The 26,169-nt window shown below is 53.8% G+C and carries 32 protein-coding genes and 2 tRNA genes; 26 read left to right on the forward strand and 8 right to left on the reverse strand.

The features are described 5' to 3' along the window. Positions 1–39: 39 nt before the first annotated feature. Genes HRQ87_RS04785 through HRQ87_RS04805 form a run of 5 tightly spaced genes read left to right on the forward strand, consistent with a single transcriptional unit; the run spans position 40 to position 4,853 of the window. Positions 40–1,746: an IlvD/Edd family dehydratase gene (locus tag HRQ87_RS04785; protein WP_174135796.1), complete on the forward strand. Its 1,707-nt coding sequence runs from the start codon at positions 40–42 to the stop codon at positions 1,744–1,746. Continuing rightward, positions 1,746–2,510, forward strand: a complete 765-nt coding sequence (locus HRQ87_RS04790; RefSeq protein ID WP_174135798.1) for an SDR family NAD(P)-dependent oxidoreductase — start codon at positions 1,746–1,748, stop codon at positions 2,508–2,510. Before HRQ87_RS04785 ends, HRQ87_RS04790 begins: the two co-directional genes overlap by 1 nt. Continuing rightward, positions 2,510–3,427, forward strand: a complete 918-nt coding sequence (locus HRQ87_RS04795; RefSeq protein ID WP_174135800.1) for a 2-dehydro-3-deoxygalactonokinase — start codon at positions 2,510–2,512, stop codon at positions 3,425–3,427. Before HRQ87_RS04790 ends, HRQ87_RS04795 begins: the two co-directional genes overlap by 1 nt. Beyond that, entirely contained in the window at positions 3,424–4,029 is a 606-nt protein-coding gene (locus tag HRQ87_RS04800) for a 2-dehydro-3-deoxy-6-phosphogalactonate aldolase (RefSeq protein ID WP_174135802.1), read from the forward strand. The genes HRQ87_RS04795 and HRQ87_RS04800 overlap by 4 nt, the downstream gene beginning before the upstream one ends. Next, positions 4,026–4,853, forward strand: coding sequence for an SMP-30/gluconolactonase/LRE family protein (locus HRQ87_RS04805; protein WP_174135804.1), 828 nt, complete (start codon positions 4,026–4,028; stop codon positions 4,851–4,853). The genes HRQ87_RS04800 and HRQ87_RS04805 overlap by 4 nt, the downstream gene beginning before the upstream one ends. Positions 4,854–4,918: 65 nt before the next feature. Here HRQ87_RS04805 and HRQ87_RS04810 read toward each other — a convergent pair whose 3' ends face one another. Beyond that, positions 4,919–5,578 (reverse strand): GntR family transcriptional regulator, encoded by a 660-nt coding sequence (locus HRQ87_RS04810; protein ID WP_174135806.1) that lies wholly within the window; start codon positions 5,576–5,578, stop codon positions 4,919–4,921. Positions 5,579–5,609: 31 nt separating this feature from the next. Next, on the reverse strand, positions 5,610–6,302 hold the full coding sequence (locus tag HRQ87_RS04815; RefSeq protein WP_174135808.1) for a M48 family metallopeptidase: 693 nt from the start codon (positions 6,300–6,302) through the stop codon (positions 5,610–5,612). 113 nt (positions 6,303–6,415) lie between these two features. Between HRQ87_RS04815 and HRQ87_RS04820 the strand changes: the two genes are divergently transcribed. From HRQ87_RS04820 to HRQ87_RS04845, 6 genes are all read left to right on the forward strand, one after another. Continuing rightward, positions 6,416–6,739, forward strand: a complete 324-nt coding sequence (locus HRQ87_RS04820) for a TIGR02300 family protein (protein WP_174135810.1) — start codon at positions 6,416–6,418, stop codon at positions 6,737–6,739. 65 nt (positions 6,740–6,804) lie between these two features. Beyond that, positions 6,805–6,880, forward strand: a tRNA-Ala gene (locus HRQ87_RS04825). Between the two features lie 344 nt (positions 6,881–7,224). Next, the gene (locus HRQ87_RS20425; RefSeq protein WP_281356588.1) at positions 7,225–7,404 is read left to right on the forward strand and encodes an antirestriction protein ArdA; all 180 of its coding nucleotides are present in this window, start codon (positions 7,225–7,227) and stop codon (positions 7,402–7,404) included. Between the two features lies 1 nt (position 7,405). Then, positions 7,406–7,978: an SOS response-associated peptidase family protein gene (locus HRQ87_RS04835; protein WP_174135400.1), complete on the forward strand. Its 573-nt coding sequence runs from the start codon at positions 7,406–7,408 to the stop codon at positions 7,976–7,978. Positions 7,979–8,334: 356 nt separating this feature from the next. Further along, entirely contained in the window at positions 8,335–8,970 is a 636-nt protein-coding gene (locus HRQ87_RS04840; RefSeq protein ID WP_174135812.1) for a hypothetical protein, read from the forward strand. A 259-nt stretch (positions 8,971–9,229) separates the two neighbouring features. Continuing rightward, entirely contained in the window at positions 9,230–9,487 is a 258-nt protein-coding gene (locus tag HRQ87_RS04845; protein WP_174135814.1) for a helix-turn-helix domain-containing protein, read from the forward strand. Positions 9,488–9,757: 270 nt separating this feature from the next. On the opposite strand, the gene HRQ87_RS04850 is transcribed toward HRQ87_RS04845, so the two are convergent. Further along, positions 9,758–9,833, reverse strand: a tRNA-Lys gene (locus HRQ87_RS04850). A gap of 185 nt (positions 9,834–10,018) precedes the next feature. Between HRQ87_RS04850 and dapF the strand changes: the two genes are divergently transcribed. The 9 genes from dapF to HRQ87_RS04895 all read left to right on the forward strand — a co-directional run bounded on the left by dapF (position 10,019) and on the right by HRQ87_RS04895 (position 15,614). Next, positions 10,019–10,858 carry a diaminopimelate epimerase gene (dapF, locus tag HRQ87_RS04855; RefSeq protein ID WP_174135816.1) on the forward strand — a complete coding sequence of 280 codons (840 nt, stop codon included), beginning with the start codon at positions 10,019–10,021 and terminating at the stop codon, positions 10,856–10,858. After that, positions 10,855–12,111 (forward strand): tRNA (N(6)-L-threonylcarbamoyladenosine(37)-C(2))-methylthiotransferase MtaB, encoded by a 1,257-nt coding sequence (mtaB, locus tag HRQ87_RS04860; protein WP_174135818.1) that lies wholly within the window; start codon positions 10,855–10,857, stop codon positions 12,109–12,111. Before dapF ends, mtaB begins: the two co-directional genes overlap by 4 nt. A gap of 55 nt (positions 12,112–12,166) precedes the next feature. Then, positions 12,167–12,823: a glutathione S-transferase gene (locus tag HRQ87_RS04865; protein WP_174135831.1), complete on the forward strand. Its 657-nt coding sequence runs from the start codon at positions 12,167–12,169 to the stop codon at positions 12,821–12,823. Between the two features lie 26 nt (positions 12,824–12,849). Continuing rightward, positions 12,850–13,137, forward strand: a complete 288-nt coding sequence (locus tag HRQ87_RS04870; protein ID WP_174135833.1) for a hypothetical protein — start codon at positions 12,850–12,852, stop codon at positions 13,135–13,137. After that, a complete protein-coding gene (locus HRQ87_RS04875) occupies positions 13,134–13,736 on the forward strand; it encodes a glutathione S-transferase (protein ID WP_174135835.1) in 603 nt (200 codons plus the stop codon). The genes HRQ87_RS04870 and HRQ87_RS04875 overlap by 4 nt, the downstream gene beginning before the upstream one ends. A gap of 155 nt (positions 13,737–13,891) precedes the next feature. After that, positions 13,892–14,080, forward strand: a complete 189-nt coding sequence (locus HRQ87_RS20630) for a PAS domain-containing protein (RefSeq protein WP_425501515.1) — start codon at positions 13,892–13,894, stop codon at positions 14,078–14,080. Positions 14,081–14,289: 209 nt separating this feature from the next. After that, complete coding sequence (locus HRQ87_RS04885) at positions 14,290–14,490, forward strand: HWE histidine kinase domain-containing protein (protein WP_174135837.1); 201 nt, start codon at positions 14,290–14,292, stop codon at positions 14,488–14,490. A gap of 24 nt (positions 14,491–14,514) precedes the next feature. Then, positions 14,515–15,132, forward strand: a complete 618-nt coding sequence (locus HRQ87_RS04890) for a leucine-rich repeat domain-containing protein (RefSeq protein WP_174135839.1) — start codon at positions 14,515–14,517, stop codon at positions 15,130–15,132. Between the two features lie 62 nt (positions 15,133–15,194). Beyond that, complete coding sequence (locus HRQ87_RS04895; RefSeq protein WP_174135841.1) at positions 15,195–15,614, forward strand: hypothetical protein; 420 nt, start codon at positions 15,195–15,197, stop codon at positions 15,612–15,614. Positions 15,615–15,636: 22 nt separating this feature from the next. Here the strand turns inward: HRQ87_RS04895 and HRQ87_RS04900 are convergent, their stop codons facing one another. Continuing rightward, positions 15,637–16,281: an outer membrane protein gene (locus HRQ87_RS04900; RefSeq protein ID WP_174135843.1), complete on the reverse strand. Its 645-nt coding sequence runs from the start codon at positions 16,279–16,281 to the stop codon at positions 15,637–15,639. A gap of 254 nt (positions 16,282–16,535) precedes the next feature. On the opposite strand from HRQ87_RS04900, the gene petA reads away from it, so the two are divergent. The 3 genes from petA to HRQ87_RS04915 are packed head-to-tail and all read left to right on the forward strand — an operon-like array spanning position 16,536 to position 19,331. Further along, complete coding sequence (gene petA, locus HRQ87_RS04905; RefSeq protein ID WP_174135845.1) at positions 16,536–17,114, forward strand: ubiquinol-cytochrome c reductase iron-sulfur subunit; 579 nt, start codon at positions 16,536–16,538, stop codon at positions 17,112–17,114. A gap of 3 nt (positions 17,115–17,117) precedes the next feature. Beyond that, complete coding sequence (locus HRQ87_RS04910) at positions 17,118–18,464, forward strand: cytochrome b (RefSeq protein WP_174135847.1); 1,347 nt, start codon at positions 17,118–17,120, stop codon at positions 18,462–18,464. A gap of 15 nt (positions 18,465–18,479) precedes the next feature. Further along, the gene (locus tag HRQ87_RS04915; protein WP_174135849.1) at positions 18,480–19,331 is read left to right on the forward strand and encodes a cytochrome c1; all 852 of its coding nucleotides are present in this window, start codon (positions 18,480–18,482) and stop codon (positions 19,329–19,331) included. A gap of 125 nt (positions 19,332–19,456) precedes the next feature. On the opposite strand, the gene uvrA is transcribed toward HRQ87_RS04915, so the two are convergent. Beyond that, positions 19,457–22,315: an excinuclease ABC subunit UvrA gene (gene uvrA, locus HRQ87_RS04920; RefSeq protein ID WP_174135851.1), complete on the reverse strand. Its 2,859-nt coding sequence runs from the start codon at positions 22,313–22,315 to the stop codon at positions 19,457–19,459. 89 nt (positions 22,316–22,404) lie between these two features. Further along, a complete protein-coding gene (locus HRQ87_RS04925) occupies positions 22,405–23,583 on the reverse strand; it encodes an MFS transporter (RefSeq protein ID WP_174135854.1) in 1,179 nt (392 codons plus the stop codon). 52 nt (positions 23,584–23,635) lie between these two features. Between HRQ87_RS04925 and HRQ87_RS04930 the strand changes: the two genes are divergently transcribed. The 3 genes from HRQ87_RS04930 to HRQ87_RS20430 all read left to right on the forward strand — a co-directional run bounded on the left by HRQ87_RS04930 (position 23,636) and on the right by HRQ87_RS20430 (position 24,924). Next, on the forward strand, positions 23,636–24,001 hold the full coding sequence (locus HRQ87_RS04930) for a DUF6152 family protein (RefSeq protein WP_174135857.1): 366 nt from the start codon (positions 23,636–23,638) through the stop codon (positions 23,999–24,001). Continuing rightward, positions 23,998–24,438, forward strand: a complete 441-nt coding sequence (locus tag HRQ87_RS04935) for a hypothetical protein (protein ID WP_174135859.1) — start codon at positions 23,998–24,000, stop codon at positions 24,436–24,438. Before HRQ87_RS04930 ends, HRQ87_RS04935 begins: the two co-directional genes overlap by 4 nt. Before the next feature lie 234 nt (positions 24,439–24,672). Beyond that, a complete protein-coding gene (locus HRQ87_RS20430) occupies positions 24,673–24,924 on the forward strand; it encodes a Hint domain-containing protein (RefSeq protein ID WP_343035140.1) in 252 nt (83 codons plus the stop codon). Between the two features lie 126 nt (positions 24,925–25,050). Here HRQ87_RS20430 and HRQ87_RS04945 read toward each other — a convergent pair whose 3' ends face one another. Together HRQ87_RS04945 and HRQ87_RS04950 are read right to left on the reverse strand one after the other, a co-directional pair. Beyond that, a complete protein-coding gene (locus tag HRQ87_RS04945; RefSeq protein ID WP_174135863.1) occupies positions 25,051–25,740 on the reverse strand; it encodes a hypothetical protein in 690 nt (229 codons plus the stop codon). Then, the gene (locus tag HRQ87_RS04950; RefSeq protein WP_174135866.1) at positions 25,733–26,086 is read right to left on the reverse strand and encodes a hypothetical protein; all 354 of its coding nucleotides are present in this window, start codon (positions 26,084–26,086) and stop codon (positions 25,733–25,735) included. The genes HRQ87_RS04945 and HRQ87_RS04950 overlap by 8 nt, the downstream gene beginning before the upstream one ends. Positions 26,087–26,169: the final 83 nt, after the last annotated feature.

Here is a 26,169-nt window from a genome sequence, read left to right on the forward strand (position 1 = left end):
TTCTTGGCCAAAATATTCCCGCCGGAGGCGACCCCGTAAATGACCACCCGCAGATCAAAAGCCTGGTACGGCAAACTGGACAAAGACGGCTTCATCCACCGCAGTTGGATGAAAAATCAGGGCTTTCCCGATCACGCCTTCGATGGCCGCCCGATCATCGGCATTTGCAATACATGGTCCGAACTGACCCCCTGCAATAGCGGCCTGCGCGACCTGGCCAAAGGCGTCAAACGCGGCGTGTGGGAGGCGGGCGGCTTTCCCGTCGAATTCCCCGTCATGTCCCTGGGTGAAACCCAGATGAAGCCCACGGCGATGTTATTCCGCAACCTGTTGGCAATGGATGTCGAAGAATCCATTCGTGCCTACGGCATTGATGGCGTTGTCCTTCTTGGTGGCTGCGACAAGACCACACCTGGCCAGCTGATGGGTGCGGCCAGCGTTGATCTGCCCAGTATCGTCGTCAGCTCAGGCCCGATGCTGAACGGCAAATATCGCGGTCAGGATATCGGCAGCGGCACCGACGTCTGGAAGTTTTCCGAAGCGGTTCGTGCGGGCGAAATGACCCTGCAGGATTTCATGAGCGCCGAATCCGGTATGTCGCGCAGCGCGGGCGTCTGCATGACCATGGGCACCGCGTCGACCATGGCGTCTATTGTCGAAGCGATGGGTCTGTCCTTGCCCACCAACGCCGCCCTGCCCGCCGTAGACGCGCGCCGCATGGCGCTGGCCCATCTGACCGGCAAACGGATCGTTGAGATGGTTGAGGAAGACCTGAGATTATCGAAGGTCCTGACGAAACCTGCGTTCGAAAACGCGATCATTGCGAATGCTGCTGTCGGCGGGTCAACCAACGCGGTTGTTCACCTGCTGGCACTGGCTGGCCGCGCAGATGTTGATCTGACGCTGAGCGATTTCGAAATCGGCAGCGATATCCCCTTGTTGGTCAACTGCATGCCGTCGGGCAAATACCTGATGGAGGATTTTTGTTACGCAGGCGGCGTCCCCGCCGTTCTGGCCGAATTGAAAGACCATCTGCGCCCCGCAAACACCATTCTGAGCGGCGATATCAGCCATTACGCCGACGGGGCTGAATGTTTTAACCGCGATGTCATCCACGCCTTGGACGCGCCCGTAAAACCCGCCGCAGGCCTGCGTGTGCTACGCGGTAACCTTGCGCCCAATGGGGCCATCATTAAGCCCTCAGCCGCAACTGATGCACTTCTGGAACATGAAGGTGAGGCTTACGTTTTCGAAAATATCGAAGACATGAAAGCCAACATCGACCGCGATGATCTGCCAGTGACTGCAGACACAATCCTTGTGCTCAAGGGCTGCGGTCCAAAAGGCTACCCCGGCATGCCCGAAGTCGGCAATATGCCGATCCCGAAAAAGCTGGTGCAACAGGGCGTCCGCGACATGATCCGCATTTCCGACGCGCGCATGTCGGGTACTGCCTACGGTACCGTGATCCTGCATGTCAGCCCCGAAGCCCAGGCGGGTGGCCCGCTGGCGCTGGTCAAAACCGGCGACCGCATCCGTGTATCGGCCAGCAACGGCACGCTGGATCTGTTGGTGGATGAGGCTGAACTGAGCAGCCGTCGCGCCACATGGCAACCTGATCCGCCGCACTATACGCGAGGCTATGCCAAGATGTATGTGGACCATGTTCTGCAAGCTGATCAGGGGGCCGATCTGGATTTCCTTGTCGGCAAAGACACACGCCCTGTCACACGGGAAAGCCACTGATGACCGCTGTTTTCCCTGATCTGAAAGATACATCGGTTTTCATCACCGGCGGCGGGTCTGGTATTGGGGCCTTCCTGACCGACGGCTTCCTGAACCAAGGCGCCAAGGTCGCTTTTGTCGGCCGGTCCGATGCGACAGAGTTTTGCGATGAAATGGAGCAGAAACATGGGGCGCGACCCCTTTTTGTCCAATGCGACATCACCGATATCCCTGCCCTGCAAAACGCCATGGGTCAAGCGGCGCAGGCTCACGGTCCGATCACCACGCTGGTCAACAATGCCGCCAATGACAAGCGCCATACGACAGAGGAGGTCACCGAGGATTTCTGGGACTGGTCCCAGGCCATCAATCTGAAAGCCTATTTCTTTGCCTGCCAGGCGGTGATCCCCGGCATGCGCGCCGCGGGCGGCGGGTCGATTATCAACTTCACCTCGATCAGCTATATGATGGGTAACACGGGCTATCCCGCCTACACGACGGCCAACTCGGGCATCAACGGCATGACGCGCAGTCTGGCCCGTGAATTCGGCCCCGACAAAATACGCGTCAATGCGCTGGCCCCCGGTTGGGTGTTGACGCAGAAGCAAAAGGATATGTGGGTGACCGAAGAAGGTCTGGCCGCCCATCTGGATCGTCAATGTCTGAAAGACCCGCTTGAGCCTGATGATATTGTCGGCGGCACACTTTTTCTTGCCTCAAAGGCATCGAAAATGATGACAGGACAAGCGCTGGTGATTGATGGCGGCGTGGTGGTAACGGGCTGATGTCACAGGATAAATCATATCCCGACTGGTTCGCGGTCGACTGGGGCACGTCGAACCTGCGGGTCTGGGCAATGACCGCCAGTGGAACGGTTCTGGATCAGGCGGTGTCTGATCAAGGCATGGGCAAACTGACCCGCGACCGGTTTGAACCCGCCCTGCTGGATCTGATCGGCGATTGGCTGGGTCCCAATAAGACGCCGGTGATCGCCTGCGGCATGGTCGGCGCGCGTCAGGGCTGGGTCGAAGCGCCGTATCAGACAACCCCTTGTAAACCTTTTGTTAATCAGTTGACAGCTGTCAACTTTTTGCAAGATCCCCGTCTTCAGGTGTATGTCATCCCCGGCGTCTGCCAAAAAGATCCCGCCGATGTGATGCGCGGCGAAGAAACGCAAATCGCCGGTTTCCTAAGCCTGAACAAAAACTGGGATGGCGTTATCTGCCTGCCCGGAACACACACGAAATGGGTGCAGATCAGCGCGGATGAGATCATCAGTTTCAAGACCTTTCTGACGGGCGAGCTGTTTGATCTGCTAACCCATCACAGCGTGCTGCGTCATTCCATTGATACCGATGGCTGGGACGATGACGCCTTTCAAACCGCCGTGTCGGAGGCAATTTCCCGACCCGAAGCCATCGCCGCGCGGCTATTTTCCATTCGCGCCGATGATCTGCTGCACGACCGCGCGCCAAGTCAAGCCTGTGCCTATCTCTCAGGGTTACTGATCGGGGCAGAACTGGCAGCCTCGCGCCCTTATTGGTTGGGCCAGCAAATCGCGATTATCGGCGGTTCAACAATTGCCAAACATTATGCCGATGCTCTGCAGGCCCAAGGCGCGTTTGCCACCGTCACAGACGCCCCCCGCATGACCCTTGCAGGGTTATCGGCGGCCTATGCCAAGACAAAGGAAACCGCATGACCCGCCCCCTGATCGCCATTCTGCGCGGCGTCAAACCACCCGAAGCTGCACAAATGGCAGCAACGTTGATCGACGCGGGCATCACGCAGATCGAAGTGCCGATGAATTCGCCTGATCCGCTGGACAGCATCGCCGCGATGATGAAAGTCCACGGGACAAAGGCCATGATCGGGGCGGGCACTGTTCTGACAGTCGATCAAGTGCAACAAGTGGCCGGTGCAGGCGGCACCCTGATCGTGTCGCCCAATTGCGATGTTGATGTAATCCGAAAAACCAAAGCCCTTGGCATGCAAAGCTTCCCCGGTATCTTTACCCCGACCGAGGCGTTTGCAGCGCTGAATGCAGGCGCAGACGGGTTAAAACTGTTCCCGGCCGAATTGGCCGGACCGTCGGGCATCAAGGCACTGCGGGCCGTTTTGCCGAAAGACACGAAAGTTTACGCGGTTGGTGGTGCGGGTGCGGATAATTTTGCAGATTGGATCGCTGCCAGCGCAGATGGGTTCGGCATCGGATCCGCGCTTTATACACCCGGGCTGACACCAGACGATGTTGCCAACCGTGCCAAAGCAATCGTCGCCGCATATGACAAGGCCATCGCATGAGCGTCGTTTACGACGACCGCATCTGCAAACTGGGCGAAGGGCCGTTATGGCACCCGTTGCGCGAACAGCTGTTCTGGTTCGACATCCTTGGCAAATGTCTGATGACCAAGGGACACAGCTGGCCGTTCGATGAACATGTCTCGGCCGCGGGATGGGTTGATCGACAAACGCTTCTGATCGCATCCGAAACAGCGCTGTTTACCTTTGATCTGGATACCGCGCAGCGCGATGATATCTGTGCGCTGGAAGCAGATAATCCAAAGACACGGTCAAACGACGGTCGTGCAGATCCTTGGGGCGGCTTCTGGATCGGGACGATGGGCAAAAACGCAGAGCCCGGGGCTGGTGCCATCTATCGCTATTATAACGGCGCGCTGACCAGATTGTTTGGCGATATCACGATCTCAAACGCGATCTGTTTTGCACCTGATCGAATATGTGCCTATTTCGCCGATACATCGACGCAGACAATCCAGCGACAGCCCTTGGATGATACCGGTTGGCCCCTGGGTGATGCGCAGGTGCACGTGGATCTGCGCGCAGAAGATAGAAACCCGGACGGTGCTATCGTCGATGCGGACGGCACGCTTTGGAATGCCCAATGGGGATCATCGCGCGTCGCAGGTTATGGGCCTGATGGTCAGTTTTTGACAGCCGTGGACTTTCCTGCATGTCAGGTGTCGTGCCCAGCCTTGGCGCCGGGTCAGATGTTCGCAACCTCGGCCGCTGTGGGGCTTGGCCGTGCGGCCACAGATCACGACGGCCTGACGTTTTGCACCCAGACAAATGCGCCGTTTCAGCCGGAATATCAGATCGTTTTGTAACGCTCGTCAGGCCCTTACGGGCCTTCTTCGCGAAGAAAACCCAGATAGGGTTTGATTGAGCGGCGCTAGCTTACCAGCATCTTTAATCCTGCGGTCACATCTGTGCGAACGGCCAACCGCAGCCCAGGTTCATCCCCCGCCTTCAGGGCCGCCAGGATCAGCCGATGATGGCGCGGTGGTTCAGTTCGGCGCAATCGCCCATACAGCTTGCACATCGTGGGCCCCAGTTGCAGCCAGACTGTTTCGGCCATCGCCAACATCGCAGGCGCCTGCGCCCGTAGATAGAGGGTACGGTGGAATTCAAGATTGCTACGAATATAGCTGACGGCATCGCCTTTGGTCACTGCCACGGCAATCGTGCCGTTTATGCTTTCCAACCGCTCGATCAGCGCCATATGGGCACGCGGCAAAGCCCGCGATGACAGTTCGGGTTCCAGCAAGGCACGCAGGGCGGCCAGTTCTTCGATGCGTTCGTTAGACAGTTCGGGCGTGGCGACCCGCCCCGATGATGATAGTGACAGCGCCCCTTCTGCCACAAGTCGCCGCATCGCCTCGCGCACGGGTGTCATCGACACACCGTATTCCTGCCCGATCCCACGCAAGGTCAACGCCTGGCCGGGATGCAATTCACCGTGCATGATCCGGCTACGCAGAACGCGGTAAATCCTGTCATGGGCGGCCGCTTGCGGTGGGGTGCCCCCTTCGGATTTTGGCTGTATCAGCATCTGTAGACCATGGTGATCCTTTCCACCCTTATCAATCCCCAAACCGATACCGATGCAGGTTTTCCCCTTTGTGTCGCAACCAGCCGCGTTGGGCGTCATAGGGCCCGTGGATATCCCGCACAACCGACCAGAACCGCGCCGAATGGTTCATTTCGGCCAAATGCGCAACCTCGTGGGCGGCCACATAATTCAACACATCAGGCGGCGCCATGATCAACCGCCACGAATAATTCAGGTTGCCCGCTGACGAACACGACCCCCACCGCGACCGCGTATCGCGCAAAGTAATTCTGCTGAAAGACCGGCCAAGCTTTTGGGCATAATGTTCCGTTGCGCGATGCAACTGAGGTTTCGCGCGAGCTTTTAAAAAGGCCTGAACCTTGCGACCAACAGTTTCTGCGCCGCCCGGCACCTGTAAAACACCGTCTTTATATGTAGCCACGCGCCCGGAACCAGGAACAATTTCAACCGGCTTGCCCAGATAGGCAACGCTTGTTCCGAAACCAACATCACAATCCGCCGGTCGCGCCGCCAGCGTGGACCGCAGCCATGCCTCTTTTTCGATCGCAAAGCGCACGGCTTCTGATACCGCAAATCCAGTGGGCATCGTCAGCGTCACGCGGCCATCCAGCCGGGATATTCGCAACGACAATCTGCGCGCCCGCGGCGATTTACGCAGCTGAATTTCAACTGGGGGAACCCCGGGTAGGATGTGTTTTTTCATTTGCTCAGCTCGTTTAACCGAAGTTACCACAGGAATCACTTTGACACAGCCCGCGACATATGGCAGGTCGCGCAGATTATCTTGCAACCTGGACAAGTTTAAAGGGAAAACCAATGCCCAAGGAAGAATGGGGCGTAAAGCGCCTTTGCCCAACCACCGGTAAACGGTTTTACGACATGGGACGCAATCCCATTGTCAGCCCATATACCGGTGAAGTCGTCACTTTGGATACGGGCAAAAATCACACGATGATCGCTGACAAAGCCGATCCTGCCACCACCAAGTTGAAAGACGACGAAGTCGAAGAAGATGTCGTTCTGGATGATGACGATGATGCAGACGTAGATCTGGGTGATGATGTTCTGGAAGACGACGATGACGACAGTGTTTCACTGGATGAAATCGCTGATGTTCCTGCAGACGATGACGATACATAAGACAACACTTGGGGGCGATTTTTCACTTGATCTCGCCCCTTGCGTTCTTTAGTCACCCATTTCATGGGGCCTTAGCTCAGTTGGGAGAGCGCTTGCATGGCATGCAAGAGGTCAGGGGTTCGACTCCCCTAGGCTCCACCATTCCGCTTTTTACAGCGGAAAAACTCCCGAAAGCATTGAAATGTAAGGCCGCTTTTGCGGTTCAAAGACCTGTTTTTCCACAATAGCTGATTGGCTCTGAAAACGCTAATCTAAGCACTAGTCTCTGCATGTTGAGTTGACCGGATTGCCATATTTTTAAGGGGTTTGCCAGAAATCTCAGCGCGAGTTCGAACGTCTCCTCGAAGGAGGCATGCGACTTGCCTGTATTCTGAAGGCGATCTTCCAGAATATGCCTCTCATGCTGCATGCGATCAATGCGGCTCTCGTAGGCAGACACTACGGACAGGTTACCCTCAAATGTCAGGCCATGTCAGCCTATCATGATGCAATCTGGGTCGGGCATATACGGGCGATCACCGGGGCCAGCAAAAAAGAAGCTGCAAGTCCCTGAGAACTTGCGCTTCTACGTTGATTATGAGCGCATGGCGCGGGACATGGAAATCTGTGACGTCTTCACCCTTCAGACAGGCTTCGAGCAAGTCCACGTATTCTGGAGCCACTGAGATGAGCACCGAGACACACAGATTCACATGGGAAAGCATCGAGATTGAGCTGACCTATGTGCCAGAAGCCTATGGCGGAGCTATGCCGTCACCTGCTTTCGCATTAAGGGGCAAGAAGACGGACCGGGGCGTCACCAACATTCGCAACACGAAGTCCCCGCATTGGCGCAGGTGGTTTGGCATTAAACACCGCTGCGTCGTCCCGTTCACTTCGTTTTCGGAACCGCACAATCAGTTAGGCAAGCCCTCCGAGCCTGTTTGGTTCTCATTGTCTGAAGAAAGACCGATCGCGTTCTTTGCCGGCATCTGGACAGAGTGGACATCAGTGCGAAAACTGAAAGACGGCGAGACCACGAACCACTTGTTTGGTTTTCTGACGACCGAGGCAAATGCTGATGTCGGCGCGATCCATCCGAAGGCGATGCCTGTTGTGCTCACATCCATGGAAGAGGTTGATCTCTGGCTGCGAGCGGGTGCGGATGAAGCGCTGTCGCTACAGAGACCGCTAGCAGATGGACTTCTGCGCATTGTAGAACGCGGCATGCCGCAAGACATCTCTGGGACTTCAATCTAGTGTCCGGTATTTTGGGTACTTGCCATTGGCTGGCAGGCGGCAATGCTGCCATGCGCCTTCCGATCCAGACTCTCGCTGCAAACGCGAAAGTGGTTGACTGACGAACTCACCTAATGTGGGACGAAGTGTGCATTCGCTGCATCTGCGCCAACGTCACCTTGTCGGTTTTGGCCAGTTGAGGTCTTCAAAGAAAAGGTCTTGGATCACGCTACATGACGCACCACAATAACACCAACTCGAAAGTCGCACATCAAGTAGCGCTCACATATGATGTTGTTAAGGTAAACCTATTTTATTCAATCGCAGAGAATTTTTGTCAGCTGCTAATGGGAAGATCAGGTTTGGGACCCTACTCTATGTCGGAAACACTTTACTACTCTAAGAAACAAATGTCCCTAACACGTCGCAAGACCTTACTACTTGGTGGGGCGGGGGTATTGGCAACACAGGTGCCAACTATCGCGATGGCGGAAGGCCTAATCTCAGGACCGATTGCTCAAGCAAGTTCAACAGAATTTGAGGCAATAGTCGCCGCACTGCAAAACGAAAGGGCTTCTATTTCACTAGCTAATGAAAGCTATCTCAGGGAGCGTTGCCAAGAGACCCTAAATGCACTTTCGGCAGCCATTGATGAAGCGGAGCGGGCAGTTTCTACTCTGCGTAACGAAACTGGTTCCGCTCGAAATCAAGCGCTTGCGTCCTCACTCGGTGCAATCGTGAGCGCTATTGGTTTGAGACTGGCTTTGGCCGCGGCAGCCGGTGTAACGGCGCCGGTGAGTGTGACCGCAGCTGCTGTTGGACTACGCATCTGCACTTTGCAGGCCGTGACGACGCCTCGAACGACATGCAGAGACGTCTTCGCACCAGTCATGACGCCATGCTCTCACGTTCAAATATCAACTTTAAGACTTCATCTGCCAGTTGGATACACCACCGCTGCCAACTGCATTCCGATGTACTTTGATCTGTGTTGGAATTTTGATGTGGAATGAGGCCAGTCCGAACGCAAGCGCAGCAGAGGTGGTTGTCCGACCAGTTCCACCCTTGAAACCGAGGCACGAAATAATGTGCAGTTTTGGCTCCATTTCAATTCGCTCCTCTAGTGGCGATGACTTGCATGCAGTTCTCTTCGCCTAGGAGGCTCTTTGTCCTGGTTTGAAGCGCTTATATATCTACGATAAAGGAAATATATCTATTTTTTAGATAATCTGACAAGTAGATTAACGCTCGTCGCGAAGGAGATCGCGGCGATTGGCTAAGACCATTAGAAGCAAAGGCCATGAAACGCTGTGCCAAGCGCTCATTGAAGCCAGAAAATCAGCCGGATTGACGCAAGCAGAGTTGGCAGACCGTTTGCGTTGCCATCAGTCCTTCGTTGCGCGCATCGAAAGCGGGGAGCGCCGGATCGATGTCGTTGAACTTATTGTTCTAACACGAGCTCTTGGAATAGCGATCGAAGATACAGTTGCTTTGGTCGAACACAGCACGCCTAAAGATCATCGGATCTGACCAAGCTTCGCGGTTGAGCACATGTAGCCGGAGAATTAACGGCAGAAGAATGCCAGAGAACTGCAGGCTAGCATGAGTTCTGGTGCAATTGCCGCAGTTGGAAGTTAGGACCGTCACCGTTCTGACTAAGACTAGAAGTTAAAACCCCCGGACGCCCAAATACTCTAAGACACACCTAAAACCGCGATGTGGAAGACGTTCCTGACTTTTGTGGGAGAAAACGTGAGTATCGTGGAAGACTCGCGTGATCCCTCACAACATTGAAAAAGATGGTGAGCCGTACAGGATTCGAACCTGTGACCCGCTGATTAAAAGTCAGCTGCTCTACCAACTGAGCTAACGGCCCATCTTTTTCAAAAGCGATCTATCGCCCTGGTGCAGGCATCTTGGTAAATGTCTGCACCATTGTGCAAGCGTGATGTTTGCACAAGGCGGCTAATTAGGGATAGCGGCCGGATGGGTCAACCCCAAAATCAGGAATTTCACAGCCATTGCTTTTAAAAGACGACATTGGGGGTTATATGCGCGCCTATGAAAGATAATTCAACTCAGAATGGCTTGGCGTTCATGAAAATGCATGGGCTAGGGAACGATTTTGTGGTCATTGATGCGCGTGAAAACGCTGTAGATGTCAGCGCAGGGTTGGCGCGTGCCTTGGCAGATCGCCATTGTGGGGTTGGGTTTGATCAGTTGGCTGTCATTCAGACTTCGGATCAAGCAGATGTTGCGTTAACATTTTTTAATGCGGATGGGTCGCATTCTGCGGCTTGCGGAAATGCAACGCGCTGTATTGCGCGGTATGAAATGAATCGGTCAGCCAAGGCGGAAATGCGCCTGAAGACTGAACACGGTGTCCTGTTGGCCCAAGATGCAGGCAACGGGCTGACGCGTGTCAATATGGGGCATCCTCAGCTGGATTGGCAGGATATTCCACTTTTGGAACAGATGGATACGCTGAAATTACCGATTGAGGGCGATCCGGTCGCCACAGGCATGGGCAATCCGCATTGTACATTTTTTGTCGATGATATCGATGCGGTTAAGCTTGAGACATTTGGACCCCATCACGAATATCACTCGCTTTATCCCCAGCGCACAAATGTCCAGATCGCCCAGATCATTGGCGCCGACCATTTACGGATGCGGGTCTGGGAACGCGGAACGGGTATAACGTTGGCTTCTGGGTCGTCATCCTGTGCGGTGGCTGTGGCTGCGGCACGGCGCGGTCTGACAGGGCGGCGCGTCACCATTGATCTGGACGGCGGGCGCATTGATGTTGAATGGCGTGATGATGGCGTTTGGATGACAGGGCCGACCATGCATGTTTTTAATGGCCGCCTGTCTGCCGAATTTCTGGCGACACTGCAATGACAAAGCCCCCTGTCTTTTCTAATCACGGCTGTCGTCTGAACGCCTATGAGACCGAAGCAATGAAGGAACTGGCTGACCAAGCCGGACTTGGCAACGCGGTCGTGGTCAACACCTGTGCTGTGACGGCCGAGGCTGTGCGCAAGGCCCGCCAGGATATTCGCAAGCTGCGCCGTACACACCCGAATGCACGTCTGATTGTAACGGGCTGTGCTGCACAAACCGAACCAGACAGCTTTGCTGCGATGGATGAAGTGGACGCTGTGATCGGCAACACCGAAAAGATGCAGGCTGACACGTGGGCAGGTTTGGCCGCTGACTTCATTGGGCAGACTGAGACCGTTCAGGTCGATGACATCATGTCAGTCACAGAAACGGCGGGACATTTAATTGATGGCTTTGGCACCCGGTCTCGTGCTTATGTTCAGGTGCAAAACGGCTGTGACCACCGCTGTACGTTTTGCATTATTCCTTATGGTCGCGGAAATTCGCGGTCTGTTCCGGCGGGTGTTGTGGTGGACCAGATTAAGCGGCTTGTGGATCGCGGCTATAACGAGGTGGTGCTGACCGGTGTCGATCTGACAAGCTGGGGCGCGGATCTGCCAATGCAGCCAAAGCTGGGCGATCTGGTTATGCGCATTCTGAAATTGGTGCCCGATCTGAAACGCCTGCGGATCAGTTCGATCGACTCGATTGAAGTCGATGATGCGCTGTTAGAGGCCATTGCAACCGAAGCCCGCCTTATGCCGCATCTGCATCTGTCGCTTCAGGCGGGCGACGATATGATCCTGAAGCGCATGAAGCGGCGCCATTTGCGTGATGATGCGATTGCCTTTTGCGAAACCGCGCGATCTTTACGCCCCGATATGACGTTTGGCGCGGATATTATTGCCGGGTTTCCGACCGAAACAGAACCGATGTTTGAAAATTCCCTGAGATTGATAGAGGATTGTGATCTGACCTGGCTACATGTGTTTCCGTATTCCGTTCGGCACGGGACGCCGGCTGCCAAGATGCCACAAGTGGGCGGTTCTGCCATCAAAGACCGCGCGGCCCGCTTGCGCACGGCAGGCAAACGGCAGGTCGAAAAACACCTGAGTCGGCAAGTTGGTTTGAAACACGACGTCCTGATGGAAAATCCACGAATGGGACGAACACGACATTTTGCTGAAGTGTGCTTTAAGACCGATCAGCCCCAAGGGCAGATCGTATCAGCACAGATTGCAGATCGGTCGCAAACACAGTTACTGGCATGAATGTCACGAACTGCTCATCAGTCCTAACGGCCTTCTTCGCTGACCCGCGCGCACGATGACCGCACGCATTTTATATTCATTCCGCCGCTGTCCCTATGCCATGCGCGCGCGTTTGGCCGTTCAGTCCGCTGGCTTTGTATGTGAACTGCGCGAGGTCCTGTTGCGTGACAAAGCGCTAGAGTTCCTGGAAGCCTCGCCTAGTGGGACTGTGCCTTGTCTTGTTTTACCTGATCAGACAATCGACGAAAGTCTGGACATCATGTTGCATGTTCTGGGGCAAAACGACCCTGATTATTGGCTGGATATGCCTGATACGTGGCATGATCTGATCGCCATGACTGATGGCCCGTTTAAATTGGCGTTGGACCGATATAAATACGCCACGCGGCACGACAGCGACCCAATGGCAGAACGTGAAAAAGCATCGGGGTTCCTGCGTGACCTGGACCGAATGTTGGGCGATCAGCCCTTTCTTTACGGTCAATCCCCGCGCCTTGCCGATATGGCTATTGCGCCGTTCGTGCGCCAGTTCGCCAATACGGATCGATCCTGGTTTGGCGCACAGCCCTGGCCCCATCTGATCGGCTGGCTTGATCGCTTTGTCACATCGGCAGCATTCGGCGCGATTATGGGCAAATATCCCAAATGGGCTGCAGGCGATGCACCGACGTTCTTTCCTGCCACCATGGACACAACGCGACCAAGCCCTTAGATATAAGGAAACAGGAGGACGCAGATATGGCCATACCCCTTGCCCCGATTGCCACAATAGCCTTGCGCTATGGTGTGATGATGGGTGCTGCCTATGTCGTTGCGCGCAAACTGCCGCGGGCGCCACGCAATCAGAAAAACGAAGATGCGCTGGATACCGTAGACGAAGGTGTGCATCTGTCAAAATCCAACGATCAGGCAAATGCAACAGGCCGGTTTCGGCGTATTTACCGCGTCAGTAAACGCGGCGCAGGCGTGGCCGTTGATACAGCATTCCTGGCGCGGATAAAATTCAAACGGGTTCATCCTTTATGAAATTGCTATACGCGGGGCCATCCCCCTTTGTACGTAAGGTTCTTGTGCTACTGCATGAAACGGGGCAGACCGCCGATATTCAGCTGCAACAGGTTGTGGCGTCGCCCCTTGATCCAGACCCCGCTTTGACAGCCATCAATCCAACTGGGAAAATTCCGGCGCTGATCCGCGATGATGGTCCTGCCATTTACGACAGTCGTGTGATCTGTCGCTATCTGGACGCCCGCGTTCATGCAGGTCTTTACCCTGAAAGTCGTATCTGGGAAACGCTGACGCTGGAAGCCACCGCCGATGCGATGATGGAGGCCGCCGTTCTGATGGTCTATGAGGCCCGCTTTAAAACAGAAAAACAGCAATCAAAAGACTGGATCGAAGGACAATGGGCCAAGGTCAATCGCGCCGTTTCCATATTGAACACCCGCTGGACAAGTCATTTGTCCGGCCCCCTAGATGTAGCCCATATTGCGGTGGGGTGCGCCCTTGGGTATCTGGACTTCCGCCACGATGATCGCGGCTGGCGGCATGGTAATGATGCCCTGAAAGACTGGTATCAGACCTTTTCACAGCGCGACAGTATGATGAAAACAACGCCAAAATAAAACACCCGTCTGTGCAGGATAATTCGCCAATGCGATATCGGTACATTGATATCCTGCACGCATTCTATCGTTTTACACATAAAAAATGATGCTGATATACGTATTGAGCTTGGCAAATGTGCCTTGAACACTCTGCTTTGTTGTATGGGCTTTGAATATATGAACCTCGACTTCGAAGCAATTTTCAAGCAATCTCTGACGCCAGTATGATTTTGAACCGAAAGTTCGAATTTGTCGCAGTAAATCCGGCTTATGAGAAAATGGTTGGTATAACGTCACGCATCTGCTTGGAAAATTCGTTTTCGACGCTTTTCCAGAAACCGAAGATCGCATTAAAAGCATGATATTGTTTTTGACAAAACTTTTGCCGGGCAAAATGTCACAATTTCTGAAATCCCTTTTAGACTTAACAAAGATGGCGTGATCAAAGAACAATGGGGGGACGGCGCATCATAGGCGGATCAAAAGCATAGAAAGATCAGATGATTACTTGTTTCAATGCAGCGAAAGCGTCACAAACAGCATCAAAAATCGAGAATTGCGCAATACCCTGATGGTGGAATTACAACACAAAGTTAGCAATCTGTTCGCTGATGTCGGGGATGTCGAACGGCAAACCGCCAGGGCAACAGGGGATATTCCCAGTTTTCTGTCAGCGCTTGAAAATCGCATTGCATCCTTCGTAAAGGTGAACCGGCATTTGACTGGCGATGTCGACGAAAGTGAACCCATACAATCGATACTTGATCATTAACTTTCGATTTTTGCGAAAGATGTATTGGATCGCATACACATCGATGGGCCCGATTATTCGCTTTCGATGCTTCAGGCCCAAGCGATTTCAATGGCCGTTCATGAGTTGGGAATGAATTCGACAAAGTACGGCGCAATTAGCCGTGCGAACGGAAAGCTGTCGATACTTGGAATATGTTGCCAAACGGCGGGTGCCTGTTTCAATGGCAGGAAATCGGCATCCCTGGGCAGCCTTGAATACCTGGATATGCAAGAATTGCGCGGCGATGGCGTTCTTGATCTGTCGCCGCTTGCCAATCTGAAAAACCTGCGTCATCTGGACATATACGACAATGCCATCACGGATATCTCGGCACTGGCCGCTTTGGATGAACTAGAAACCCTGAACGCATTCGGAACCGATATCACCGACCTGAGCCCACTTCAAAACATAACGGCATTGAACACCATACACATTCAGGCAACGCCCGTTTCTGATGTGACCCCCTTGGCGCAAATAACAAGCCTGACGGCCGTGTATCTGAACGGCACAGATATCAAAGACATCTCGCCTCTGATCGGTCTGCCAAGGCTGAGTTTCCTTGACCCGCCCAGTGGCCCTGGCATTGTGGGCCATGAAAATATTCAGAACTTTCTGCGATAGCACCGATGCGGTGCCAATAAAGTCCTGTATAATTGATCTGAAACATATCGAGTGTAATGCATATGACAAAACCTATTTTTAAAGTCATCAGCGGCCCCAGCCCAACAATGGACGGCATCGCCAAGGCAATAACCTGGGGGCTGGCGCCCGTTTTATCTGCGGGAAGTAAAGCCGCAGATCAGTTACCACATGACAGCGAAGGTCTGTTGCAAATCCTGCACTTTCGCAATCAGACTGCAAAGTCTGCGCACCAAAGAAGTGGCTGGATTGGCGGAAGACTGTTCAATAAATTTTCCGGTGAAGACGCCAATTATATTCCAATATCAGGAATGCATCTGCGCCAAACACTGACCGTTGTCGGAATCGAACCGCCGGATTTTGTTATATCATCTGGCCAATATCAACTTCGCACAGATATCTCACAGGATGCAGTTGCAATTCTGTCTAAGGTACTCAACATATCGATGCCAGCACAGCCATAGGAAATTGGCAAATGATGCTTGCTTAGAAATTAAAGCTTAGACCCAGATTAAGCGCGTTGGTGACAATATCAGTCTGCAAATCACCCCCGCCATCAAGATCGACGGTGTTTGACGAAAAGCTGCCTTTGTATTCGCCAAATACAGACCACGTATCAGTGATCTCATAATTGACGCCCGCCATTGCAACAACCGCAGGCCCGGTGATCTGATATCCGAATGTGTCATTGGACCCGACCTGAATATCCACATGTGGAATAGCCAGGCCAACCCCTGCCCCAACATAAGGCGTCCAGCGGCTGTCGTCCTGTTGCCAGCGGCGAAAACCGTTAATTGTTACCAGATTAAGACCATCGGTAAATTCAAGATCGGTAAATCCGCTGTCGCGCAAAGTGTCATCATCGGCATAAACCTTGGCATGGTTCATTTCGACGCCATAGCCCCATTTTTCGTTTTGCCACCACGTCAGTCGCAATCCGTAATAAGGTGGCGCATCACCTGAACGACCTTCCCATTCGACGCCAAAGTCGAATGGCACACCGTTATTATTGCCTTCAACACTGCTGTGCGGGGCTGTTTGAACACCGGTATATACGCTTATCTCTAATTCGGCCAAAGCCGGGCTTGCCGCCAAAAACATAAGCGCTGCCAAGGGCATACGAAAAGACATCTATAAAACCTGTGAAACTGCGATAGGATATTTTTACTGTTAACCTTTACGTAGGGATACGACCCAAAATCGTAAAGAGGGGGCCGTTCAACTATCTGCGACAAACTTGTCAAATTCGCGATATGCGCGAATGTCTGCTGGACGCGGGGCACGTTGGGGGCTAAATACCCGCAAAAGGCCATTTTCAAATGGTGAGTAGCCTGTGTGGACATCAAACATGGTTCGCACGCAAAATCCGAGAGGAGATGTCACTCGTGTCTCATGCAGACGATCATGAAAGCACCCGCCGCGATTTTATCTATTACGCGGCCGCAGGTGGCGGCGCAGTTTTGACCACAGTGGCCGTTTGGCCATTGGTTAACCAGATGAACCCAAGCGCCGACGTTCTGGCTTTGGCCTCAATTCGTGTTGATGTCAGTGGCATTGCGCCGGGTACACAGCTGACACAGTTGTGGCAGGGCAAGCCTGTTTTCATCCGCAGACGTACATCTGCCGAAATCGAAGAAGCACGTGCGACCGATGTCAGCACACTGCCCGATCAGGTTGCCCGTAATGCGAATACCGGCGAAGACGTCATTGCAACCGATGAAAACCGTTCCATCGGGGAAGATGGCGAATGGCTGGTCATGATGGGTGTCTGCACCCATTTTGGCTGTGTGCCACTGGGTGACGCTGGTAACTTTGGCGGCTGGTTTTGCCCCTGCCATGGATCGCACTATGATATTTCCGGACGTATTCGCCAAGGCCCGGCACCAGAAAATATGCATGTTCCGGTGGCAAAATTCGTGGATGAAACGACCATCCTAATCGGTGAAGAAGAAGAGGAGGCCTAGACAATGGCTGGAATCCCACACGATCACTACGAACCCACGTCAGCCAAGGAAAAATGGCTGCATCAGCGTCTGCCTATCGTTGGTTTGATGTATGACACGCTGATGATCCCCACACCCAAGAACCTGAACTGGATGTGGATCTGGGGCATCGTTCTGACCTTCACGCTTGTGCTGCAAATTGCCACCGGTATCGTTCTGGTTATGCATTATGTACCGCATGTAGACATGGCCTTTGCCAGTGTTGAACACATCATGCGCAACGTAAACGGCGGTCACATGATCCGCTATGTGCACATGAATGGCGCATCCCTGTTCTTTGCAGCCGTCTATGCGCATATTTTCCGCGGTCTTTACTATGGCTCATACAAAGCCCCACGCGAAGTGACGTGGATCATCGGTATGCTAATCTATCTTCTGATGATGGGTACGGCCTTTATGGGTTATGTACTGCCTTGGGGTCAGATGTCATTTCACGGCACCGCGGTGATCACCGGCCTGTTCGGCGCGATCCCGGTTATCGGCGAATCGATCCAGACCTGGTTGCTGGGTGCCTCTGCCGTTGGACAGCCTGCGCTGAACCGCTTCTTTTCGCTGCATTATTTGTTGCCCTTCATCATTGCAGGTCTTGTGATCCTGCATATCTGGGCCTTTCACACGACTGGTAACAACAACCCGACCGGTGTCGAAGTGCGCCGCACATCCAAAGAAGAAGCCGAACGCGATACTTTGCCCTTCTGGCCCTATTTCGTGATCAAAGATCTGTTCGCGTTGACGATCATTTTGCTGATCTTCTTTGCAATCGTGGGCTTTATGCCAAACTATCTGGGCCACCCCGATAACTATATCGAGGCAAACCCATTGGCGACCCCTGCACACATCGTGCCCGAATGGTACTTCCTGCCGTTCTACGCGATCCTGCGTGCGTTCGATGGGGATGTCTGGCTGGTGATCATCGTAGACTTCATCACATTTGGTTTCGTTGACGCGAAATTCTTTGGGGTATTGGCCATGTTTGGCGCGATTGCGGTGATGGCACTGGCCCCGTGGCTGGACACGTCATCTGTCAGATCAGGCCGATATCGCCCCATGTTCAAATGGTGGTTTGCAATACTGGTGGTGGACTTCTTTGTCCTGATGTGGGCGGGCGCCATGCCAGCCGAAGGCATCTATCCCACCATCGCCTTGATCGGATCATCCTATTGGTTCGCCTACTTCCTGATTATCTTGCCACTGCTTGGCATCATCGAAAAGCCGACGAAACCGCCGGCAACCATCGAAGATGACTTCAAGGCAATGTATAAAAAAGATCGCAGCGCATCGGGTACGCCCGCTGTGTCGCCCGCAGAATAAAAGGGATAAAGGTTAATGCTAAAAAAACTATCACTCTCTGCGGCCTTGACCCTTGGCTTGTCGGCAACAGCGGCGTTGGCCGCTGGCGGCGCTGGCCACGTCGAGGATTATGACTTTTCCTTCGAAGGCCCATTCGGAACATTTGACCAAAACCAGCTGCAACGCGGATTGAAGGTTTACACCGAGGTCTGCGCAGCATGCCACGGTCTGAAGTTTGTTCCAATTCGGACCCTTGGGGATGCAGGTGGGCCTGACCTGCCTGCAGATCAGGTGCGCGAATATGCCAAGCTGTACGAAGTCTATGACGAAGAGCTGGAAGATTTTCGCGAAGCCAAACCAGTTGATCATTTTCCAGAGTCAGCTTTGGAAAATGCGCCAGACCTTAGCCTGATGGCAAAAGCCCGCGCTGGCTTTCATGGCCCTTATGGCCTTGGCATCAACCAGCTGATGAAGGGCATGGGCGGACCGGAATATATCGCGTCACTCATGACCGGTTATGTTGATCCCCCGGCCTGTGCGCCTGATGACTTCGATGGATATTACAACCGTGCCTTCACGGCAGGTGGTATTCCGGCGGAATGCAAAGACGAAAACGGGTATTCCAAAATCGAAGGCAGCTGGATTGGTATGGCGCCGCCGCTTGATGATGGATATGTCGAATTTGACGATGGTCATGAAAACGATCTGGAAAATCTGTCTAAGGATGTTTCCGCATTTTTGATGTGGACAGCAGAACCCAAGATGATGGCCCGTAAACAGGCTGGTCTGACGGGCGTGTTGTTTCTGACTGTTCTGGCCGTTCTGCTTTATCTGGCCAACAAACGTCTGTGGGCACCGATTAAACAGCGCGCCAAAGACGAAGAATAAAATTGATAAACTGAAAAAGCCGCCCAGTGGGCGGCTTTTTTGTTTAATCGTGTCGCTTAATCAAACCCTGTACGGGTTTTCTTCGCGAAGAAGGCCGGTAAGGGCCTGTTAAGCGCGTTGAAAAATTATTCCGCAGCGACTCGCTTTACCTGCAACATAGGTTTCAGATAACGGCCTGTATGGCTGCCCTCAACTTCAGCCACCTTTTCGGGTGTGCCTTCCGCCACCACAGTTCCCCCCCCATCGCCACCCTCGGGGCCGATATCGATGATATGATCTGCGGTTTTCACGACATCCAGATTGTGTTCAATCACAACGACCGTGTTACCGCCTTCGACCAATTCATGCAGCACCTCAAGCAGCTTGCGCACATCTTCGAAATGCAAACCCGTGGTCGGTTCATCCAGAATATACAGCGTTCGGCCCGTCGACCGTTTGGCCAGTTCCTTTGACAGCTTCACGCGCTGCGCTTCGCCGCCGGATAACGTTGTCGCCTGCTGGCCAACCTTGATATAGCCAAGCCCCACACGCATCAGCGCATCCATTTTGTCGCGGATGGACGGGACGGCCTTAAAGAATACCTGCGCGTCCTCGACTGTCATATCCAGCACATCCGCGATAGACTTACCCTTGAATTTGATCTCAAGTGTTTCGCGGTTATAGCGCGCACCATTGCAGGTTTCGCAAGTCACATAGACATCTGGCAAAAAGTGCATTTCGATCTTGATGACACCGTCACCCTGACACGCCTCGCACCGCCCACCCTTGACGTTGAAACTGAACCGCCCAGGCTTATAACCGCGCGTCTTCGATTCAGGCAAGCCTGCAAACCAGTCGCGGATCGGTGTGAACGCCCCCGTATAGGTCGCCGGGTTTGATCGCGGCGTCCGTCCGATGGCACGCTGGTCAATGTCGATGACCTTGTCCAGATGCTCCAACCCCTTGATCGTCTCACATGGCGCGGGCGTCTGCCGTGCACCGTTCAACCGCATGGACGCCGTTTTGAACAGCGTTTCAATTGTCAGGGTCGACTTTCCGCCTCCCGAAACGCCCGTAACACAAATAAACTTACCCAGTGGAAAATCAACGCTCACGCCCTTCAGGTTATTGCCAGTGGCTTTCTTGACCGTCACCTTTTTCTTATTCCCCTTGCGCCGCGTCGCGGGCACTGCGATTTCGCGCGCGCCAGTCAAATATTGCCCGGTGATCGATGCAGGATCAGCCGCAATTTCAGCAGGCGTACCCTTTGCCACCACCTGCCCACCATGAACGCCAGCACCGGGGCCGATATCAAAGACATAATCTGCCTCGCGGATCGCTTCTTCGTCATGTTCAACGACAATCACCGTATTCCCCTGATCCCGCAGATTTTTTAGTGTCGTCAGTAGCCGGTCATTATCGCGCTGATGCAGCCCAATCGACGGTTCATCCAGCACATAAAGCACTCCCGTCAGGCCTGATCCGATCTGACTGGCCAAGCGGATGCGTTGGCTTTCGCCGCCCGACAACGTGCCCGCATTGCGACTAAGGGTCAGATACTCCAGACCTACATTGTTCAAAAACCCAAGCCGTTCGCGGATTTCCTTCAGGATCGCCTTTGAGATTTCGTTCTTCTGCTTGGTCAACGTGTCCGGCACCGTTTCGCACCAGTTGAACGCTTCTTTGATCGACATCTGAACGACCTGTCCCACGTGCAGCCCTGCGATTTTCACCGCCAAAGCCTCTTCCCGCAGCCGGAAACCATGACATGTGCCGCAGGACCGGTTGTTCTGATAGCGTTCAAATTCTTCGCGCACCCAGCTTGAATCTGTCTCGCGATAGCGGCGTTCCATGTTCGGCACGACGCCTTCGAACGTGCGCGTCACCTGATAAACGCGGCCCCCTTCGTCATAGCGAAACTGGATTTCTTCGTCACCGGAACCATACAGGAAAACCTGTTGCACATGGGCGGGCAGATCCTTCCAGCGGGTGTTTCTGTTAAATTCGTAATGCTTGGCAATCGCTTCAATCGTTTGTAGAAAATAAGGCGATTTGCCCTTGCGCCAGGGTGCAATCGCGCCATCACTGATCTTTAGCGTGGCATCCGGCACCATAAGGCGTTCGTCAAAAAACAACTCAACCCCAAGTCCATCACAGGACGGGCACGCACCAAAGGGCGCGTTGAACGAAAACAGGCGCGGCTCAATTTCAGGGATGGTAAAGCCGCTGACCGGACAGGCGAAATTTTCGCTGAATGTCATCCGCTCAGGCTCACCCTCGGTCGGGGCCGTTTCCAAAATCGCAATGCCATCGGCCAGATCAAGTGCGGTGCGAAAACTGTCGGCCAGACGCGTTTCAAGACCTTCGCGCACAACAATTCGGTCCACTACAACGTCGATGTCATGGCGAAATTTCTTGTCCAACGTGGGCGGTTCATCCAGTTCATAAAACTGACCGTCAACCTTGACGCGCTGAAACCCTTGCTTGCGCAGTTCCAGAAATTCTTTGCGGTATTCACCCTTGCGATCGCGAATGATCGGGGCCAGCAGATAGCCGCGCGTGCCCTCCTCCATCGTCATGATGCGATCAACCATGTCCTGCACCTGCTGCGCCTCAATCGGCAGGCCGGTCGCAGGGCTGTAAGGCGTGCCCACGCGCGCGAACAGCAACCGCATATAGTCGTAAATCTCGGTCACAGTGCCGACAGTCGACCGTGGGTTTTTAGAGGTTGTCTTTTGTTCAATCGAAATCGCAGGACTTAGACCGCTGATATGATCCACATCGGGCTTTTCCATCATGTTCAGAAACTGCCGCGCATAGGCCGACAGCGATTCCACATAGCGCCGTTGTCCTTCTGCATAGATCGTATCAAACGCCAAAGATGACTTGCCCGATCCCGAAAGCCCCGTGATCACCACCAGCTGATCACGTGGAATATCCACATCAATTGACTTTAGATTATGTTCGCGCGCGCCGCGGACTTCGATATTTTTCAACTCTGGCATGGCAGCCCTCATTAACAGATGGATAAGAGATAGCGGTCATCGCCCAAAGGGCCAACCGAAAAATGGAACATTTACGGAACATTCGCGATTTATTCGCCCATGCGCACGATCTTTTTGCGGATAATCACTAGGCACAGAATACCAGCTACACACAAAACTGTCGTCAGCACCGTCAAACCCGGAAATCCAAAGTCCGCAATCACAAGCGCATATATAGGTGTGCCTGTGCTGGTTCCAAGGTTACCCAGCTGTGCCATCGCACCGTTCGCCCGCGCAACATCGGTTTGCGTGTGGTTATAATAAGGAATGCTGGCAAAACTGGCCCCCGGCAACAGCCCGATCACGAAAAACGCAGGCAAGATGATCCATAGACTGCCGCCACTGATGCCCATCAGCACCGCCGTTCCCACAAATGAAATCACGGCGATCTGATCGGGCCGGATATAGCGGGTCAGAAACCCCACACTGAAAGTGCCGCACAGCGCAATCAACGGCAAAGCTGTTGCGACCCACGGCATATCACTGATCAGATCCGGCAAAAACGTCAAAAGCGCCACAAACATCAGGGTGTGCCAGAAAAATCCAAACGCAGGCGCAATCACTCGCGGATTGCCATACAGTGAAAGATGCAGCGCGATCCAGTTCAGCGGGATGTCTTCGCGTGCAGCCCGTGGCAATAACGGCCACAAGACCAGCGCCAGCGTCGCCATCCCGGCTGCATGTACCGCGAAAATCGCAGGCACACCACCGACGCCGTAAATCCCCGGCAAGACATAGGCCGTGGCTGCAAATCCAACACCGAAAAACATCCCCCAAAGCCCCATGACAATGGAATAATGTCGCGGCGCGCTGATCTGGATCATCAGCGTCGGGATCGCGACGACCAGCACCAGATGTGACACGCCTTCGATCAGGCGACTGACGAAAAAGATCGGTAAGGGCGGCAGGGCCGACTGCAGCAGCGACATCAGCGCCCCAAGCCCAAGCGCAAATAAAACCGCGCGCCGTGCGCCCTGACGTGCCACCAGAATACCAACGACCGCACCGAAAATAACGCCAATAACCCCCATGACAGAGACCGCAAGCGACAGCATCGTTTGCGTTTGTGCGTATACGACCGACACTTCGGCCAGCGCCAATGATATCTTGCCGAACTGCGCCGCAGCCAACAGCCCCGCCGCCCAAAGGATCAGGATCAAAATCCAATTCGTTTTAACATAGCACGTCATGGGATCTGCAGACCTGATCGTACAAGGGGCGTCAACCATCTTCTTGTCCAGGGCGTTAAAGGACCTATTTTCCTTGGCAGGAGGAATAATCATGCACCTGATCAAATACGCCGTTTTATCCCTTTTGCTGGCCGTCGTCGCCTTGCCTGCGCTTGCCCATCACGGCTGGCGCTGGACAGACAGCGGCGATTTTGAACTGACCGGAGTGATCGCAGACGCCCGTCTTGGCAACCCGCACGGAATTGTAACCATCACAGCAAATGGCGAAACCTGGACGGCCGAGGTCGGCCAACCCTGGCGCAACGAACGCGCAGGCCTGACAGATGCCATGTTTGCAACCGGGACAGAGCTGACAATTCTTGGCGAACGATCCGCCGATCCTGCGCAACTGGTCGTCAAAGCCGAAGCGATTATAATCGCTGGCGAAACCTATCTGCTTTATCCTGAACGCATGTGACCGAATTTTTCGCGGCGATCGAAGCAACCACTCTGGCCGAATACCTGCGCCGCTCGCGTTGGGTCTATCCGCTGATCAACGCCAGCCACATCCTTGGTATCGCGCTGCTGGTCGGCACCATTGTCGCGATGAACCTGCGCCTGATCGGCATTACACGCCTGTCGTCCCCGGATGATGCCATCATCCTTTTGCGGCCCGTCGCCATCGCCGGATTGCTGATCGCGCTGATCACAGGCGCTTTGCTGTTTATTGTCCAAGCGACTGAGTATGCAGCCAATCGCTGGTTTCAGGTCAAACTTCTGCTGATCATATCCGCCATTGCACATGCCATGTGGCACATACGCCTGCCGCCCGAACGCCTAAGGCTGGCCGCGACCGTATCACTTATCATATGGCCCGCCGCCCTGATCTGCGGACGTATGATTGCTTACAGCTGATGCCCTGAACAACCTATGGACAGCGGTAGGGTCAATAAGCCACGCTTGGATTTAGAACCATGGTCATCTGTGTTAGCTTCAACAGGATATAAGGAATTTTGATGCCTGATTTTGTTCTGCAGTGGGTGTATTATCCGGAAGATTTTAACACAGCCGGCCCCTTGGATGCAGTCCCAAACGAACAAGGTGCGCAGACTCATGGCAGCTTGCCTTGGCAATTACAGCTGAATGCAGGTGGTGCCCAGTCAAACCTATGAATTCACAAGCGAAGGAAATATCCGCGATAACAGTCGACCTTATGCGCAATTTGCCTGCTTTACGCTTAGAATGATGATTGCGACACCGCAGGGCAACCGGCGGATTGAAACACTGACGCCCGGTGACTTGGTCACGACACGTGATCATGGCGATCAGCCCGTCCGTTGGATAGGGCAACGCACGGTTCCGGCGATCAGACTTTGGATAATCTTGACGATGATCAGCTGAGTGAAGTGCTCGACCTTTTCCCATGCCTTATACAGTCAGATCAGGAAAGGCTCGCGTGCTGGCCGACATGATTTAGGTCAGTCGTCCATTTGGCCCAACCACGCATACCGAGGGAAACTTTGATAGCTATTCAAAGATCAGCTTCAGAACATCCACGCTTTTGTTGCGATCCGTGCATGCGGGGGCATAGGCACCAAAGATCAGCACAGCCTCAAGCCCACTTTCGATCAATCCCTGACCCGCGCGTATGTCATAAATCGTATCGATGGATACCGTCACCGTCTGATCTGATATACGGGTAAAGCGCTGATCGCTAAAAGACGCATGAGACGTCAGATCGCTTAGTAGATCGTATTCGTCCGAAACGATCAGCTCACGTTGATCATGTGCGCCCGATGCGGCCCCCGTCGCCGGCGGGAAAAGTGTGTTATGCGGGTCATCAAGGCGGGCCTGTGGTGCCGCATTAAACATCATCGCCATTAAAACCTGTGCCCGTTCGCCAACCTCGGTCCGGATGGCCAGCCCTGTGTCCGCAAGATCCACCCGATTGTCCGGCGTCCACCCACATTGCATGCGTGGAATGACCAGATCAAAGCCATCGGCCTGCAATGTCGCCTCGGCGTAATAAGGTGATCCGGGGTTGCGGCGCAGTGATACCTGTTGGCCATATTGAAATACCGACACACCATAGCGCCCCGTGCCGCCCGGGGTCGCACCCGACACTGTACCAGATTGATCGGGGCCGGGCATTGCGGTCAGAACAAATCCCGCCAGCCCCACCACTGCGACATAGGCAATCATGATATATTTAATCAAACGCCTGAACCTCGTCATTGCGACCTGTGAAAATCGCTGTCATTGCGGGCGGCACACCGAACCCGATCCAGCCAAGAATGCACAAAATACAAACCCAAGGACGCATCAGGCTTTGTTCAAAGGGCGGCAGATCATTCAGTAAAGCCGCGGCATCGTTGGCTTGCGCTGCAGGCACCCGCAAAACGGCCCCACCCATCGCCAGACTGTAATTCGCCATCACCTGATCAGTATGAAATCCATGGGCAAAAACCGGAACATCATGGGCATCCAGAAACCCCATTATATACGCCATAGGCCCCGCGCCATGCACCCGGCCAATCGTGACAAGACTATCCATTTCAGCCATGTTTACAAAACCCTGTAACACCTTGATGGGATTGAATGTTCATATTTAAAACCAGCCTTTTAGCACCAATCGAGATGATGATA

This window comes from Parasulfitobacter algicola (assembly GCF_013315265.1).
In the GTDB taxonomy this organism is placed as follows: Bacteria; Pseudomonadota; Alphaproteobacteria; order Rhodobacterales; family Rhodobacteraceae; genus Parasulfitobacter; species Parasulfitobacter algicola.

Bases quoted from the DNA above. Each gene is read 5' to 3' on its own strand.
- HRQ87_RS04785 (WP_174135796.1), top strand. From the start codon at position 40: ATGACCACCCGCAGATCAAAAGCCTGGTACGGCAAACTGGACAAAGAC.
- HRQ87_RS04790 (WP_174135798.1), top strand. From the start codon at position 1,746: ATGACCGCTGTTTTCCCTGATCTGAAAGATACATCGGTTTTCATCACC.
- HRQ87_RS04795 (WP_174135800.1), top strand. From the start codon at position 2,510: ATGTCACAGGATAAATCATATCCCGACTGGTTCGCGGTCGACTGGGGC.
- HRQ87_RS04800 (WP_174135802.1), top strand. From the start codon at position 3,424: ATGACCCGCCCCCTGATCGCCATTCTGCGCGGCGTCAAACCACCCGAA.
- HRQ87_RS04805 (WP_174135804.1), top strand. From the start codon at position 4,026: ATGAGCGTCGTTTACGACGACCGCATCTGCAAACTGGGCGAAGGGCCG.
- HRQ87_RS04810 (WP_174135806.1), bottom strand. From the start codon at position 5,578: ATGCTGATACAGCCAAAATCCGAAGGGGGCACCCCACCGCAAGCGGCC.
- HRQ87_RS04815 (WP_174135808.1), bottom strand. From the start codon at position 6,302: ATGAAAAAACACATCCTACCCGGGGTTCCCCCAGTTGAAATTCAGCTG.
- HRQ87_RS04820 (WP_174135810.1), top strand. From the start codon at position 6,416: ATGCCCAAGGAAGAATGGGGCGTAAAGCGCCTTTGCCCAACCACCGGT.
- HRQ87_RS20425 (WP_281356588.1), top strand. From the start codon at position 7,225: ATGCAATCTGGGTCGGGCATATACGGGCGATCACCGGGGCCAGCAAAA.
- HRQ87_RS04835 (WP_174135400.1), top strand. From the start codon at position 7,406: ATGAGCACCGAGACACACAGATTCACATGGGAAAGCATCGAGATTGAG.
- HRQ87_RS04840 (WP_174135812.1), top strand. From the start codon at position 8,335: ATGTCGGAAACACTTTACTACTCTAAGAAACAAATGTCCCTAACACGT.
- dapF (WP_174135816.1), top strand. From the start codon at position 10,019: ATGAAAGATAATTCAACTCAGAATGGCTTGGCGTTCATGAAAATGCAT.
- mtaB (WP_174135818.1), top strand. From the start codon at position 10,855: ATGACAAAGCCCCCTGTCTTTTCTAATCACGGCTGTCGTCTGAACGCC.
- HRQ87_RS04865 (WP_174135831.1), top strand. From the start codon at position 12,167: ATGACCGCACGCATTTTATATTCATTCCGCCGCTGTCCCTATGCCATG.
- HRQ87_RS04870 (WP_174135833.1), top strand. From the start codon at position 12,850: ATGGCCATACCCCTTGCCCCGATTGCCACAATAGCCTTGCGCTATGGT.
- HRQ87_RS04875 (WP_174135835.1), top strand. From the start codon at position 13,134: ATGAAATTGCTATACGCGGGGCCATCCCCCTTTGTACGTAAGGTTCTT.
- HRQ87_RS04885 (WP_174135837.1), top strand. From the start codon at position 14,290: ATGGTGGAATTACAACACAAAGTTAGCAATCTGTTCGCTGATGTCGGG.
- HRQ87_RS04895 (WP_174135841.1), top strand. From the start codon at position 15,195: ATGACAAAACCTATTTTTAAAGTCATCAGCGGCCCCAGCCCAACAATG.
- HRQ87_RS04900 (WP_174135843.1), bottom strand. From the start codon at position 16,281: ATGTCTTTTCGTATGCCCTTGGCAGCGCTTATGTTTTTGGCGGCAAGC.
- HRQ87_RS04910 (WP_174135847.1), top strand. From the start codon at position 17,118: ATGGCTGGAATCCCACACGATCACTACGAACCCACGTCAGCCAAGGAA.
- HRQ87_RS04915 (WP_174135849.1), top strand. From the start codon at position 18,480: ATGCTAAAAAAACTATCACTCTCTGCGGCCTTGACCCTTGGCTTGTCG.
- uvrA (WP_174135851.1), bottom strand. From the start codon at position 22,315: ATGCCAGAGTTGAAAAATATCGAAGTCCGCGGCGCGCGCGAACATAAT.
- HRQ87_RS04925 (WP_174135854.1), bottom strand. From the start codon at position 23,583: ATGGTTGACGCCCCTTGTACGATCAGGTCTGCAGATCCCATGACGTGC.
- HRQ87_RS04930 (WP_174135857.1), top strand. From the start codon at position 23,636: ATGCACCTGATCAAATACGCCGTTTTATCCCTTTTGCTGGCCGTCGTC.
- HRQ87_RS04950 (WP_174135866.1), bottom strand. From the start codon at position 26,086: ATGGCTGAAATGGATAGTCTTGTCACGATTGGCCGGGTGCATGGCGCG.